General features: G+C 43.6%; 14 protein-coding genes. 6 read left to right on the forward strand and 8 right to left on the reverse strand.

Going from position 1 to position 14,939, the window contains the following annotated elements; all coding sequences use genetic code 11:
- Window positions 1–45 precede the first annotated feature (45 nt).
- Window positions 46–1,260 (reverse strand): DNA-binding transcriptional regulator NagC, encoded by a 1,215-nt coding sequence (gene nagC, locus A1QO_RS10615; RefSeq protein ID WP_017040108.1) that lies wholly within the window; start codon window positions 1,258–1,260, stop codon window positions 46–48.
- A gap of 2 nt (window positions 1,261–1,262) precedes the next feature.
- Window positions 1,263–2,399 carry an N-acetylglucosamine-6-phosphate deacetylase gene (gene nagA, locus A1QO_RS10620; RefSeq protein WP_017038118.1) on the reverse strand — a complete coding sequence of 379 codons (1,137 nt, stop codon included), beginning with the start codon at window positions 2,397–2,399 and terminating at the stop codon, window positions 1,263–1,265.
- A gap of 476 nt (window positions 2,400–2,875) precedes the next feature.
- Between nagA and nagE the strand changes: the two genes are divergently transcribed.
- Both nagE and glnS read left to right on the forward strand, forming a co-directional pair.
- A complete protein-coding gene (nagE, locus tag A1QO_RS10625; protein ID WP_017033182.1) occupies window positions 2,876–4,432 on the forward strand; it encodes an N-acetylglucosamine-specific PTS transporter subunit IIBC in 1,557 nt (518 codons plus the stop codon).
- Window positions 4,433–4,691: 259 nt separating this feature from the next.
- Entirely contained in the window at window positions 4,692–6,353 is a 1,662-nt protein-coding gene (gene glnS / locus A1QO_RS10630) for a glutamine--tRNA ligase (RefSeq protein ID WP_017038117.1), read from the forward strand.
- Window positions 6,354–6,425: 72 nt separating this feature from the next.
- Here the strand turns inward: glnS and fcrX are convergent, their stop codons facing one another.
- Window positions 6,426–6,872 (reverse strand): ferric iron uptake transcriptional regulator FcrX, encoded by a 447-nt coding sequence (gene fcrX, locus A1QO_RS10635; RefSeq protein WP_017033181.1) that lies wholly within the window; start codon window positions 6,870–6,872, stop codon window positions 6,426–6,428.
- 202 nt (window positions 6,873–7,074) lie between these two features.
- Here fcrX and A1QO_RS10640 point away from each other — a divergent pair, with 202 nt between their 5' ends.
- Window positions 7,075–7,566 (forward strand): DUF4442 domain-containing protein, encoded by a 492-nt coding sequence (locus A1QO_RS10640; protein ID WP_017038116.1) that lies wholly within the window; start codon window positions 7,075–7,077, stop codon window positions 7,564–7,566.
- 86 nt (window positions 7,567–7,652) lie between these two features.
- On the opposite strand, the gene fldA is transcribed toward A1QO_RS10640, so the two are convergent.
- From fldA to A1QO_RS10655, 3 genes are all read right to left on the reverse strand, one after another.
- Window positions 7,653–8,186, reverse strand: coding sequence for a flavodoxin FldA (gene fldA, locus A1QO_RS10645; RefSeq protein WP_017033179.1), 534 nt, complete (start codon window positions 8,184–8,186; stop codon window positions 7,653–7,655).
- A gap of 51 nt (window positions 8,187–8,237) precedes the next feature.
- Window positions 8,238–8,459, reverse strand: a complete 222-nt coding sequence (locus tag A1QO_RS10650) for a DUF2788 domain-containing protein (protein ID WP_017033178.1) — start codon at window positions 8,457–8,459, stop codon at window positions 8,238–8,240.
- A 103-nt stretch (window positions 8,460–8,562) separates the two neighbouring features.
- Window positions 8,563–9,324, reverse strand: coding sequence for an alpha/beta fold hydrolase (locus A1QO_RS10655; protein ID WP_017038115.1), 762 nt, complete (start codon window positions 9,322–9,324; stop codon window positions 8,563–8,565).
- 93 nt (window positions 9,325–9,417) lie between these two features.
- Between A1QO_RS10655 and seqA the strand changes: the two genes are divergently transcribed.
- Both seqA and pgm read left to right on the forward strand, forming a co-directional pair.
- A complete protein-coding gene (seqA, locus tag A1QO_RS10660; protein ID WP_017033176.1) occupies window positions 9,418–9,963 on the forward strand; it encodes a replication initiation negative regulator SeqA in 546 nt (181 codons plus the stop codon).
- Between the two features lie 95 nt (window positions 9,964–10,058).
- Complete coding sequence (pgm, locus tag A1QO_RS10665; RefSeq protein ID WP_017040109.1) at window positions 10,059–11,705, forward strand: phosphoglucomutase (alpha-D-glucose-1,6-bisphosphate-dependent); 1,647 nt, start codon at window positions 10,059–10,061, stop codon at window positions 11,703–11,705.
- A gap of 66 nt (window positions 11,706–11,771) precedes the next feature.
- Here pgm and A1QO_RS10670 read toward each other — a convergent pair whose 3' ends face one another.
- Entirely contained in the window at window positions 11,772–12,539 is a 768-nt protein-coding gene (locus A1QO_RS10670) for a DUF1853 family protein (RefSeq protein ID WP_017033174.1), read from the reverse strand.
- A gap of 91 nt (window positions 12,540–12,630) precedes the next feature.
- Between A1QO_RS10670 and A1QO_RS10675 the strand changes: the two genes are divergently transcribed.
- Window positions 12,631–13,443 carry a Nif3-like dinuclear metal center hexameric protein gene (locus A1QO_RS10675; RefSeq protein ID WP_017040110.1) on the forward strand — a complete coding sequence of 271 codons (813 nt, stop codon included), beginning with the start codon at window positions 12,631–12,633 and terminating at the stop codon, window positions 13,441–13,443.
- 111 nt (window positions 13,444–13,554) lie between these two features.
- Here A1QO_RS10675 and A1QO_RS10680 read toward each other — a convergent pair whose 3' ends face one another.
- Window positions 13,555–14,844, reverse strand: coding sequence for a citrate synthase (locus tag A1QO_RS10680; protein ID WP_017033172.1), 1,290 nt, complete (start codon window positions 14,842–14,844; stop codon window positions 13,555–13,557).
- Window positions 14,845–14,939 lie beyond the last annotated feature (95 nt).

The following is a 14,939-nucleotide window of genomic DNA, read 5'->3' on the forward strand; positions in this document are numbered from 1 at the left end:
AGAAGAAGTTTTGTGCTCAGTTCTGCAGGTTTGTTGTCAGCTGGCTCAATCTTCTAAAAGCTTTTGCAATAGGACGCCATTGAGCATGGAGCGCTTAATCATGGCAAAGGCCCCAATCGTTGGCTGTTTATCCACTTTTGAAGCGACTATTGGCAGTGCCTTATGGAAAGTGGTGAGAGACTGATTTTCTACATTACGTCGTATCGCTGGGAATACAATGTCTTCACAAGCGGTGATATCTCCTGCGATAACCACCTTCTGCGGGTTAAACAGGTTAATAGTGATCGCGATGGCTTTACCGAGTTGGTTCCCCACGCGAACAAGACTTTGTGTTGCTAACTCGTCACCGAAGTTAGCGTGATCACACACATCTTGAATGGTGATAGAGTCAACTTTACTTAAGCTGGATTCGTAGCCTTGATTGATCAGTTTTTGTACTCGCTCCAGAATCGCTGGGTTTGAAGCCACCGTCTCTAAGCAACCAAAGTTACCACATTGACATTGCTCGCCCAGAGGATCGATCTGAATGTGACCAATTTCTCCAACGTTACGATTGAAGCCTAAAAATACCTGACCGTTGACAATAATGCCTGCACCCGTACCACGGTGTACGCTGACTAGTATCGAATCTTGGCAATCTTTAGAGGCGCCAAAATAGTGTTCAGCTAACGCAATTCCTCTAACGTCATTCCCGACAAAGCATTCGACGTTGAATTTGTCTTTGATGATGCTGCCCAGTGGGAGGTGGTCAATATCAGTATTTGGCATGTAATCCACAACCCCAGTTTCTGGATTAACCAAGCCTGGCAAGGCAATGCCGATCGCGATCAATTGGTTGGTAATAGCGCGATGATCTTCAATAAATCGCCCTAGTTGGGAGAGCAAGCCGTCAGTCAGCTGAGTTTGATTAGAATAGATAAGCTCGTGATGTTCCGTCACCAGCTCTATTCCTCCTAGGTTATAGAGACTAAATTGAACATAGTCTCTGCCTAGCCTTACCGCCACTGAGTGGAAGGGTTCCACTTCTGTTGTTAAAGAAATGGCTCTGCGTCCGCCTGTGGAAGCCTGCTGGGCCACTTCTTTAATCAAACCGCGCTCAAGAAGTTGGCGGGTGATTTTGGTAACACTGGCTGGTGCGAGTTGACTCACATCAGCAACCTGTATTCTCGATATAGGACCTTTTTGATCAATAAGTCGATATACCGCTGCACTGTTTAGTTGTTTAACTAAATCTACGTTACCTATCTGTCCGCCATTCATGATTAATTTTGCTCGTATTGTCCGTTAACAACAGTCGCTTGAACATTGAAGTCTCTATCAAACACAGCAAGGTTAGCGACCATGCCTTTTTTAATTCGGCCTAATTGGTCATCAACACCCATTGCTGCTGCAGGGTATAGCGTAGCCATACGAAGAGCTTCATCCAAAGCGATACCGACATGCTCTACTGTATTTTGAACTGCTTCAATCATAGTCAGTGCAGAGCCGCCAAGCGTGCCATTTTCATCCACACACTTGCCATCACGGTAATATACTTTCTTGCCAACAAAAATAAAGTGATCCATCTCAGCACCTGCTGGAGCTGTGGCATCGGTCACTAATACAAGCTTTTCACCTTTGATTTTGTGAGCAATTCGGATGTTAGCGTAATCAACATGGAAGCCGTCGGCGATAATACCCGCGTAGACTTCAGGCGTATCATAAATCGCGCCCACAACACCGGGTTCACGTCCAACCATTGGGGTCATCGCATTAAATAAGTGCGTCGCAAACGTAATACCAGATTCAAAGCTTTGGCGCGCTTCCGCATACGTTGCATTAGTGTGGCCGATTGATACGACAATACCTGCCGCTTTCAAGCGCTCGATGTGCTCGGGAGCATTGTGTTCTGGTGCTAGTGTGACTTTTGATATTAGGTCTGCATTGTCGCAGATAGTATCAATCATGCTGTCATCTGAAGGGCGGATGTGGTCAACACTATGAATGCCTTTTTTGAGTACATTCAGGTATGGCCCTTCAAGGTGCAAACCGAGAGATTGGTTTTGATATTTTGAATGATAATCTCGAGCCGCGTTGATGGCACTTTTCATATCTTCATCGGAAGAGGTAATCAGTGTAGGCAAAAAGCTGGTACAGCCAGATTTAAGGTTAGCCAGGTGCATGGTTTGCATGGTATCTGCAGTGATTTCATCATTTAGCATGACACCACCACAACCATTAAGCTGTAAATCAATAAAACCAGGGCTTAAATTTGCACCTTGAAGATCTTTTATTTCGATATCTGCTGGTAACTCTGACAGAGCACAAACCGATTCGATAAGGCCTTCATTAATGATAACAGCATGATTGAGAAGTACATCGCTGCCGGTGAAAATTTTACAGTTAGTTAGCGCATACATGATCAGCTAATCCTTATTTTAAAAATATATGAAACCTTGTGAGCTTAATTGAAGGAAAGAACGGAGTGAATACTTCTTTTTTAACGTTCAATTAGGCTGGGAATTTAGTTAGCAAATGGCGTGAAAATACTGAGTTTTATTGCTCTAAGTACATTCTTTTAAGATCGCGCCGTAATATAAATTTACATTATTAAAAAGTGGTGCAAGCCTTTATTTTATTGGCCTGGACGCCATAATTTGGTGCTAATAATCTCTAAATGTTATCGTCTATTTGCCATTTTTTTTAATTGTAAAATAAGTTTTATGATCTAGCTAGCAAAAACCTGCCTTTTTGGGTGTTTCTGGTGATTATGATCACAAATGGTAAGGTTTTAATTTGCGGAGCAAAATTAATGGCCTAAACTGAAAGCGACTAAATTGAGTGACCGAAATAAGTTACTCGCATAATGATTAATTCCTATAGGGGGAACTATAAGGTGAATATTCTTGGATACGCACAAAAGCTAGGTAAAGCTCTTATGCTGCCTATCGCAACGTTACCGATTGCGGCGCTTTTACTACGTTTGGGTCAAGGCGACCTGTTAGATATCGCATTCATGGCGCAAGCTGGTGGAGCAATTTTTGGTAACCTACCGCTTCTATTCGGTTTGGGTATTGCGATTGGTCTTTCTAAAGACGGTAACGGTGCGGCAGGTCTTGCTGGTGCAGTTGCTTACTTCGTACTAACTGCTACAGCAACGACAATTAACGCAGATGTTAACATGTCATTCTTCGGCGGTATCTTCGCAGGTATCATCGCAGGTCACTCATACAACGCTTTCCACGCGACACGCCTTCCAGAATGGCTGGCTTTCTTCGCGGGTAAACGTTTAGTACCTATCATGGCCGGTCTATTTGCACTTGTTGCCGGTGCTGTTTCTGGTGTGGTTTGGCCTGGTGTACAGTCTGGTCTAGATGCACTTGCTCACGCAGTATCAACGTCTGGCGCTGTTGGTCAATTCGTTTACGGTACTCTTAACCGTGCACTTATCCCTGTCGGTCTGCACCACGTGTTGAACTCTTACTTCTGGTTCGGTATGGGTACGTGTCAAGAAATCATCGTTGCTGGTCAAGGCGCTTTCGCTAACATCACTCAACTTTGTGTTGACCCGACACTGGCTAAAACTCTAGTTGTTGGTCAAGAGCACACGTTCACATTCGCTAACTCTGTTACTCCAGAAATCACAACTGTTGTGAAAGAAGTGACTGAAACAGTGAAATCTGGCGACCTACACCGTTTCTTCGGTGGCGATAAAGGCGCTGGCGTATTCATGAACGGTTTCTTCCCTGTCATGATGTTCGGTCTACCAGGCGCAGCTCTAGCAATGTACCTAGCAGCTCCTGCTGAAAAACGCAGCCAAGTTGGTGGTGCACTGTTCTCAGTAGCCTTCTGTTCTTTCCTAACGGGTATCACAGAGCCACTAGAATTCATGTTTGTATTCCTAGCGCCTGCTCTATACGCAATGCACGCTGTGTTTACAGGTCTGTCTCTAGTTGTTGCTAACATGTTTGGTACGCTACACGGCTTTGGTTTCTCTGCAGGTCTTATCGACTTCGTATTGAACTGGGGTCTAGCAACTAAACCATTCACTCTACTATTGATTGGTCTAGCATTTGGTGCTCTATACTTCTTCACATTTAGCTTTGCTATCCGCGCATTCAACCTTAAGTCGCCAGGTCGTGAAGATGAAGACGAAGAAGCTGCTCCAGCGGGCGACGCTCCAAAAGGTGATGTTGCACGTCAATACCTTAAAGCTCTAGGTGGTCACGACAACCTAACTTCAATTGATGCATGTATCACACGTCTACGTTTAACTCTTAAAGACCGCTCTATCGCTGATGAAGCTGTACTTAAGAAGCTTGGCGCGAAAGGTGTTGTTAAACTAGGTGAAAATAACCTACAAGTTATTCTTGGCCCACTGGCTGAAATCGTTGCTGGCGAAATGAAAGCAATCGGTCCAGGTGAAGACCTTTCAGATGTAAAACTTCCTTAGTCGCAACTTTCCTTAATTGGAATAACGACAAGTAAGTGAAAAATATTAAGCCTCCCTATTTTGGGAGGTTTTTTTGTTTGTGTTGAAGTCTATAAGGTTGAGTGGCTAGAAGATGAACGCTGTATTCTTCATCATTCTTCACGGGCTCAGCGAGTAATTGATAATTTAATGCGAGTTCTTATTGTGTAAAGGCGTAGAATTGTGGATCATTAACGGCTTATTAATTCTGACAATACTAAACCATATTGAGGTGCTATAGATGAGTGAAGCTGCTGAGGCTCGTCCATCGAATTTCATTCGCCAAATCATAGATAAAGATTTAGCGGATGGTAAACACACTAACGTGCATACTCGTTTCCCACCGGAGCCGAACGGGTATTTGCACATTGGTCATGCTAAATCTATTTGCTTAAATTTTGGTATTGCTCAGGACTACCAGGGGCAGTGTAATCTACGTTTTGATGACACAAACCCTGAGAAAGAAGACGTTGAGTACGTTGAGTCTATTAAAAATGACGTCAGCTGGTTAGGCTTTGAATGGTCTGGCGATGTTTGTTATTCATCGAATTACTTTGATACGCTTTATGGCTACGCTGTTGAGCTAATAAACAAAGGTCTAGCGTATGTCGATGAGTTGAGCCCAGAGCAGATCCGTGAATACCGCGGTACGTTAACAGAGCCTGGTAAAGCGAGCCCTTATCGCGATCGTAGTCCTGAAGAAAATTTAGCGTTATTTGAGAAGATGCGCGAAGGTGGATTCAAAGAAGGGACTGCGTGTCTGCGAGCTAAAATTGATATGAGCTCTTCGTTCATGGTGATGCGCGATCCGGTGATATACCGCGTTCGCTTTGCGACTCACCATCAAACGGGCGATAAGTGGTGCATTTACCCTATGTACGACTTTACGCATTGTATTTCTGATGCCCTTGAGGGGATCACTCATTCGTTGTGTACGCTTGAGTTCCAAGATAACCGTCGTTTGTACGATTGGGTCCTTGAGAATATCTCGATTGATTGTCAACCGCATCAATATGAATTCAGTCGTTTGAATCTTGAGTATACGGTGATGTCAAAACGTAAGCTGAATCAGTTAGTTGTTGAAAACCTGGTTGAAGGTTGGGACGACCCACGCATGCCAACGATTTCTGGTTTGCGCCGACGAGGTTTCACTCCTGGTTCTATCCGTGAATTCTGTAAGCGTATTGGTGTAACGAAGCAAGAGAACATGATTGAGTTTGGTTCTCTAGAATCTTGTATTCGTGATGATCTGAATGAAAATGCGCCTCGTGCTATGGCAGTTCTTGATCCTATTAAAGTGGTTATTGAAAACTTTGATGAGACGAACGTTGAGACATTGACGATTGCTAACCACCCAAATAAGCCTGAAATGGGTAGTCGCGAAGTACCATTCTCTCGTGAAGTTTGGATCGAGCGTGATGATTTTCGTGAAGAAGCGAACAAGAAGTACAAACGTTTAGTACTAGGTAAAGAAGTTCGACTGCGCGGCTCGTACGTGATTAAAGCTGAGCGTATTGAAAAAGATGCGGAAGGCAATATTACGACTATTTTCTGCTCTTACGACAATGAAACACTGGGTAAGAATCCAGCTGACGGTCGCAAAGTAAAGGGCGTGATTCACTGGGTTTCTGCTGACAAAGCGATACCAGCTGAAATTCGCCTATATGATCGTCTATTTACGGTTGCTAACCCAGCAGCAGAAGATAACTTTGCTGAAACGATCAACCCTGAATCATTGCTGAAAGTGAACGGGTTTGTTGAGCCTAGCTTAGCTTCAGCGGTTGCGGAGCAAGGGTTCCAATTTGAACGTACGGGGTACTTCTGTGTGGACAGCAAAGAGTCTAAGGCTGATGCACTCGTGTTTAATCGTACGGTAGGATTACGTGATACCTGGGCTGGTTAAATGGCCATATTCGCTTTCTACTGATAACAAAAATGCCAGCTGATGCTGGCATTTTTTATTCTTAACAACGCATTATTTTGGCTTATGAGCGTCGGATTTTTCTTTGCAATCACCACTTGCGCATTTCCCATAGAGGTAAAGGCTGTGATTGGTCAATTCGACATTGTATTTTTTTGCGATCTCTTTTTGACGTTCTTCGATAAGGTCATCAGCAAATTCGATAACAGTCCCGCAGTCTAAACAGACGAGATGATCATGATGCTCCTGAGTCGATAATTCAAAAACAGACTTACCACCTTCAAAGTGATGGCGGGTTACGATACCGGCATCGTCAAATTGGTTAAGAACACGGTATACCGTGGCAAGACCGATCTCTTCACCAAGATCAATCAACTTCTTATACAAGTCTTCTGCACTAATATGTTGGCTGGATGGATGTTGCAGTATTTCTAAAATCTTTAGCCTTGGAAGGGTTATTTTAAGACCAGCATTCTTTAGCGCTTGGTTATTATCTGACATATACTTTCCTGTTGATGTTCTGCGGTCGTAACTGATCCAACGTTTTAGTTATTATAGGGTAGTGTCACTCAACAATAAACCGCGAAGTTCAAAGGGTTAATAGGAATGCATGATAAACTTTGCATAATTTGACACAAAAGATGTCGGACCAGTAACTTTTATGTAACAATTTACACCAACCTATACTGACCGTCGCATTTTTATGGATTCATTTGTATCAAAAATATATACCCCCAATATCGTTAAATTTGCATTGAATATTTGGCCACCATTCTGGGGGGCTGGCATTAAGATTCAGTCAATTAGTGAAGATTTTCGTGAAGTTCAGATGAAGCTAAAATTGCGCTGGTGGAACAAAAATGCCAATCGCACTCAATATGGTGGCAGTATTTTTTCACTCACGGATCCCGTTTATTCATTAATGCTGATGGGCATTCTTGGTGATAAATATTACGTTTGGGACAAAGAGGCGAGCATCAATTTTATTAAGCCAGGTTTAGGTGATCTTCATGCGGATTTTATGGTCTCCCAGCCCCAAATCGACGAAATCTATGAATCCACGATGAATGGTGACAAGTGTTTTCCTGAGTTCGTCATTCATGTAAAAGATAAGAACGGTGAAGTGGTCGCAGAGGTTCAAAGAAAGTTATACGTTAGAAAGAAGCCCAAATATCGTAGTGATGATGAGCAATAACTAGGGTTTCACGATTTAACCCTTTAACAGGCAATAAAAAACCTCCTAGAATGGAGGTTCTTTTTTGAACTTGGTTAAGTATTTACTTAGTCAGCAAGTTCAGACAAGCACATTTCTTCATGGATCTGAGCAGCCCAGGTATTTACGCGAGATTCAGTCAGTTCAGGTTGACGATCTTCATCAATACATAGACCGACAAACTGGCTGTCATCCCCTTCTACGAGTGCTTTAGAGGCTTCAAACTCGTAGCTTTCGGTTGATGTATAACCCAGAATGGTGCCGCCTTTCGCTTCGACGATGTCTCGAACAGTCCCCATCGCGTCACAGAAATATTCAGCGTAATCTTCTTGATCACCGCAGCCGAAAATACCAACAAGCTTGGTTGAGAAGTCAATCCCTTCTAGCTCAGGAAAAAAATCATCCCAGTCGCATTGAGCTTCACCGTAGTACCAAGTAGGAATGCCAAGAAGAAGCAGATCAAAGTTATCAATGTCTTCTTTGCTACTTTTTGCAATATCTTGAACGTGAACGAGTTGTTTACCCAATTGCTTTTGAATCATCTTTGCAACAGCTTCTGTGTTGCCGGTGTCGCTACCAAAGAAGATACCTACACTTGCCATAGAATCATTACCTTTCATATTGTCTGTGTCGAGGGGCTAAAGAAACAGTGGCTAACCAAGCCCTGAACCTTCCCAGCTAATTTGGATCAATCCTTTAGCGATGAATCCAGCGCAACCAAGGAAAAGTACTAGCCATACAATACGACGCCCAAAAGGAGGAACATTGCCTTGTTTGAGAACATCTTTTATCGCCATACCAATGAGGAAGAAGATAGATGCAAAAAGTAAGTCTAAACCAATAGACTCAAGCATGTTCATATAGTCGTACAGCATGGAATCCCTTTATGCCAATTTACTTGCGCGCACTATACCATTGTTAAACGCTAAAGTTAATCCGTGCAGAGTTATCTGTGCCTGATTAATGAGAGTAACGTTATTATAAAAAGTTCCGAATTACTCTTAGCACTTCTTTTGGCTTTTCAGCGTGTAGCCAGTGACCAACGTTTGAGACGATATGCGCCTTAGCCTGTGGGAATTGACGTTGAATCTCTGGTTGGTGTTCTGGTAATAAGTAGTCTGATTGCGCCCCTTTGACAAATAGCGTTGGAATAGCGATTGGTTCAACACTATGCCACCCCAGTATTTCCCAATAATGAGTCACAATGGATTCGACATTGAATCGCCAGCACATAATGCCGTCAGAGCGAAATAAGGATTTACTCAAAAACTGCCTAACACCTTCGATGAGAATATGTTCAGACATGATTTCTAACGCTTTATTGCGGCTGGTCGGCTTTGCTTCGATGACCGCTTGTAGTCCGTTAAGCACATTTTCGTGTCGGTGGACTTGGTAGGCAACGGGCGCCATATCTAAAACAACCAACTTGCTGATAAGTGAGTTTGATATCGCCGCCACTTTCATCGCGACCTTTCCGCCCATGGAGTGACCAATCAGTACAACATCGGAAAGATTAAGGTGCTCAAGAAGAGACACAACATCTTCAGCCATAGATGCATAGTCATGCGTATCTGAATGAAACGATAAGCCATGGTTTCGGAGATCAATGCTTAAAACTTGATGATCGTGTCCAAGATCACGTGCTAGCAAGCCGAGATTGTCCAAGTTTCCAAACAAGCCATGGATTAAAACAAGAGTTTGGCCGGAGCCTTCAAGTTTGTAGTTGAGCAATTGAGACATTTTTATCTTATTCATGATTGGTTTGCCGTAGAGTATCCGTGAAGATCTCGCTATAATCCCACAGAGTTTAAACATAGAGATTGTGAAAAGCGAATGAAAACAATTGAGGTTGATGAGGATCTATACCGTTATATTGCGAGCCAGACTCAGCATATTGGTGAAAGCGCGTCTGATATATTACGCCGATTACTGAATGCAAATAAAGGCGACAATGCGGAGACTCAGCAAGAAGAAGCACAAGTGAAGCCGAAAGGTATTGTTGTCAGCAAAGACGCGGGTAAAGTGGAAGCGGTCGACAGTATTAAAGAGATGCGCTCTTTATTGATCTCTGACGAGTTTGCAAGCTTAAAGAAAGCGATTGATCGTTTTATGCTGGTGTTGTCCACTCTGCACCGAGTTAACCCAGCAAGCTTTTCTGAAGCGACCCAAGTCAAAGGGCGCAAACGTGTTTATTTTGCTGATAATGAACAGACGCTATTGGCAAACGGTAATACGACAAAACCAAAAGCGATTCCCAATACACCGTTTTGGGTTATAACCAATAATAATACCAGTCGAAAACGACAAATGACTGAGCAGCTGATGACGCGAATGAACTTTCCAGCTGATTTAATCGAAAAGGTTATAAATACGATTTAGATTTTATACTTGAAGCCTCACAATAACATGCATGGTTAGCAGCGTATTGTGAGGCTTTTTAGTGTTACAAACCTACCTAAGAAAGGACGTCATAAATGGCTATGCACCCAAGAGCAGGAACAAAAGCACAACAACAAGATTTGCATAATATTCCAGCTTTAGTATCAAATTACTTTCTACTTCAACCTCAGGCTAACAATTCAGATCATAAGGTGCAGTTTGGCACTTCTGGTCACCGAGGTACGGCAGATAAATCAACATTCAATGAAAATCATATCTTGGCGATTGCTCAAGCGGTTGCTGAAGTTCGGGCTAAAGCGAACATCACAGGGCCACTGTTTTTGGGTAAAGATACGCATGCGTTGTCCGAACCTGCATTTTTGACCGTTGTCGAAGTATTAGTTGCCAATGGCGTAAAGGTGATCAGTCAAGAAAATAATGGCTATACACCGACTCCAGGTGTTTCTCATGCGATTCTGACGCACAATTTGAAACATGATGCGAAAGCGGATGGCATTGTGATTACTCCTTCTCATAATCCACCTCAAGATGGTGGTATCAAATACAACCCGACTCACGGGGGCCCAGCAGAAGCGGAACTCACACAAGCGATTGAAGACCGTGCCAATGAGTTGATTTCACTTGATTTGGCGGGTGTGAAACGTCTGCCTATTGCACAAGCAAAAGCGTCTGATCTGTTTGTCGAGTGTGACCTGGTTAAGCCTTACATCGATGATCTTGTGAATGTTGTTGATATGGAAGCGATTCAAAAATCAGGGCTAAAGCTAGGCGTCGATCCACTAGGTGGATCGGGCATTGACTACTGGCGCCAAATTGCGACCGCCTATGAGCTTGATTTAACACTGGTCAGTGAAGCGATTGATCCGACGTTCCAGTTTATGTCTTTGGATAAAGACGGGGTTGTGCGTATGGATTGCTCATCACTTTATGCAATGGCAGGGTTACTTGAATTAAAAGACGACTATGATTTGGCGTTTGGTAATGACCCAGATTACGATCGTCATGGCATTGTAACGCCACAAGGCTTGATGAATCCGAACCACTTTTTAGCCGTATGTATTGACTACCTATACCGTAACCGTGAAGGGTGGGGTAAAGAGGTTGCTGTTGGTAAAACACTCGTATCTAGTGCTTTGATTGATCGTGTGGTTGCCGACCTGGGGCGCGAGCTTTGTGAAGTTCCTGTTGGATTCAAATGGTTTGTTGATGGGCTGTACAGCGGTCAATTTGGTTTTGGTGGCGAAGAAAGTGCAGGGGCATCCTTCTTGAGAAAAGATGGCACACCTTGGTCAACCGATAAAGATGGTATTTTATTGTGTCTTTTGGCCGCAGAAATTACCGCGGTCACGGGCAAGAACCCTCAGCAATACTATGAAGAACTGGCGGCTAAGCATGGAGAGTCAAAATACAATCGTATCCAAGCTGTTGCCAATGGGCCACAGAAAGACATTTTGAAAAAGCTTTCAGCAGAGATGGTTTCAGCTGAGACTTTAGCGGGTGAGCCGATTACAGCGCGACTGACCCATGCTCCTGGTAATGGTGCGGCCATTGGTGGCTTAAAAGTGACGACTGAAAATGGTTGGTTTGCTGCTCGTCCATCAGGTACGGAAGATATCTATAAGATTTACTGCGAAAGCTTTAAAGGCGAAGAGCACTTGGCTCAAATTGAAGCGGAAGCGCAAGATATTGTTAATCAAGTATTTGCTGATGCCGGTTTGTAGTCGATAGTTGAAGAAAAAGGCGATCGGATGATCGCCTTTTTTATGCGTGTTTTTCAGCGGTTCGGTTTAGCTTCTCGGCTTTGGCTCGTTTGGCCAGTGGTTAGGCACGACAAACCAAAACTCACCAGACGATGTTTGAACATGGACAAATCGATCGGTGGGCTTATCGATAGGTTCGCCTAGTTTCGTTGCTCCAGTGGCCCATTGGTACTTTTCTAGAGGGTATAAAGGCTCCGCAATCAAATGCCATTGATTTTCATAACACCACTTTCCCTGTATTTGAGAAGCGTTCAACGCATAGCCATGACAACTTTCTGGTATATCTTGATCAATAAATGGATTGACGTACAAACGCCCTTGAAGCAAAAGGTGTAAAGAAATAGGGGATATTTGCGGATACTTTTGTTTGAATGAGGCCGTTTGTGACATAGTTAGTTGGTGGTCGATCATCCTCTTTAACTTAATATCGAGCCGGTCTTTAGAATTAGGCCCATACCAATGGGAGCCGTGCAACAGATAAAACTTGATGGCCACTTCCCAGTGTTCAAATTGATGGTTTGAGCGATCTTGAATGATAAAATCAATTTCCCCTAACGTTCTACCATCTACATTAATCTGTTCTTCAGTCATGACGATTTGATGATCATCCGAATGCTCGAACCACCTCTCACAAAGATATTGATATAAAAAACCTAAACGAGGGTTTCCGGAATACGTTTCACCTAAAGGGAGCGAGTGATGCGGGAGGGCCGGTAAATTATCAAGTGGAGGCCTAGGTTCAAATAATGATGGGGCTGTGATGACCCACTGATAAAAACGGTGTAATGAATCCATATAATCCCTATATTCCTTCCAACAGCTTTCGACTTTAGAGCGTGAACTTGCTATAAACATTGGCATGAAACAAGGCCAATGGAAATGAACCATGAATAACCTGCAACTTGAAGCAATCCTTAATACAGAGCTTTCTCCCCAGCTAATTAAAGACTATTGCCCGAATGGAATGCAAATAGAAGGCAAGAGTGACATTAAGCGCATCGTAACCGGTGTGACCGCATCACAAGCACTTATCGACAAAGCCATTGCGTTAAATGCAGATGCTATCTTAGTCCATCATGGCTATTTTTGGAAAGGCGAATCAGAAGTCATTAAAGGCATGAAAGGTAAGCGTATTCGAACCCTGATTAAGAACGACATCAATTTGTATGGCTACCACTTACCACTGGATATTCATCCTTCTTTAGGTAACAACGCCGAATTAGCGCGTTTACTGGGCATAGAGGTAGAAGGGGGCCTTGAAGGGCATGCTCAATCCGTTGCAATGTATGGGAGGCTAACTGAGCCCATGACGGCAGGAGACTTTGCCACAAAGATTAATCAAGTTCTCAATCGCCAACCGCTGCATATTTCCCCTGAGAACCTGTCCGCTGAGAACTTATCCCTTGAGAACCTAGACCCAGAAAACGCTGTCGACAAAGGCGAACTGGTTGAAGCAGTGGGGTGGTGTACGGGGGGCGGGCAAGACTATATTGAATTAGCTGCACAAAAAGGGCTTGATGCATTTATCTCAGGTGAGATATCAGAGCGCACTACTTACGTCGCTCGTGAACTGGGTATCCATTACTATGCAGCAGGACACCACGCGACAGAACGATATGGCATTAAAGCACTCGGAGAGTGGTTACATTTAGAGCATGGGCTTGAGGTGATGTTCGTTGATATTGATAACCCTGTTTAGTTTGCATAAACCCGTGTGGCTGGAATGAAAATAAAAAAGCTTGGCACATGGCCAAGCTTTTTAGTTTTGTTTCTCTGCTGCCACTAACAACGTAGAGACAGCCCCAAACCATTAATCACGTTCGTGAAGCGGTTGGAAATCACGTTGTTCTTGACCGGTATACAACTGACGAGGGCGTCCAATACGGTTTGTAGGATCACTGTGCATTTCGTTCCAGTGAGCTATCCACCCGATAGTGCGCGACATCGCAAAAATAACGGTAAACATAGAGACTGGAATACCAATCGCTTTAAGAATAATGCCTGAGTAAAAGTCCACGTTCGGGTAGAGTTTCTTCTCAACAAAATACTCATCAGAAAGCGCAATGCGTTCCAGTTCCATCGCAACGTCTAGCAGAGGATCTTTAATATTCAGCTCTTTCAGAACGTCGTGACAAGCTTCACGCATGACCGTTGCGCGTGGATCGTAGTTTTTGTAAACACGGTGACCAAAGCCCATCAAACGGAACGGGTCTTCTTTGTCTTTCGCTTTTGCTACGTACTCTTCAATATTATCAACGCTGCCAATTTCTTCCAACATATGAAGACATGCTTCATTGGCACCACCGTGAGCAGGGCCCCAAAGAGACGCGATACCCGCCGCAATACACGCAAATGGGTTAGCACCTGATGAACCTGCAAGACGTACTGTTGACGTTGAAGCATTTTGTTCATGATCAGCATGCAAGGTGAAGATTTTGTCCATTGCGCGAGCGACAACAGGGTTTACTTCATACTCTTCACATGGGTTTGCAAACATCATGTGTAGGAAGTTCTCAGCGTAGCTTAGTTCATTCCTTGGGTAAATAAACGGCTGTCCGATAGAGTACTTGTAACACATTGCTGCCAATGTAGGCATTTTTGATAACAGACGATAAGCCGCGATTTCACGGTGCGTATCGTTATTAATATCAAGTGAATCATGGTAAAACGCTGCAAGTGCGCCAACCACACCACACATCACGGCCATTGGGTGAGCATCACGTCGGAATCCGTGATAGAAACTTGCGATCTGCTCGTGGACCATAGTGTGACGAGTTACCGTGCGTTTAAAGGTTTCGTATTGCTCACGACCAGGGGCTTCACCGTAAAGAAGAATATAACAGACTTCTAAATAGTCAGCGTTGTTCGCTAACTGATCAATAGGATAGCCACGGTGCAGTAACACACCTTTTCCGCCATCAATGTAAGTGATTTGAGATTCACAAGATGCAGTGGCAAGAAAACCAGGGTCGAAAGTGAAATATCCATTTGAACCTAGCTTACGAACATCAATTACTTGAGGGCCGACAGTCCCGTCCATAATTGGCAATTCGATTGGCGCTAAACCTTCAATATGAAGGGTCGCTTTCTTATCCGCCATAACAATCTCCTTTGTTTATTATTAATCCGTCCAGGATGTTTATTTGCCATTTTTGTACGTGTGTTCGCTTATAAAGTCAATTATTCTCCTTCGAT

It is taken from the genome of Vibrio genomosp. F10 str. ZF-129 (assembly GCF_000287055.2).
Taxonomy (GTDB): domain Bacteria; phylum Pseudomonadota; class Gammaproteobacteria; order Enterobacterales; family Vibrionaceae; genus Vibrio.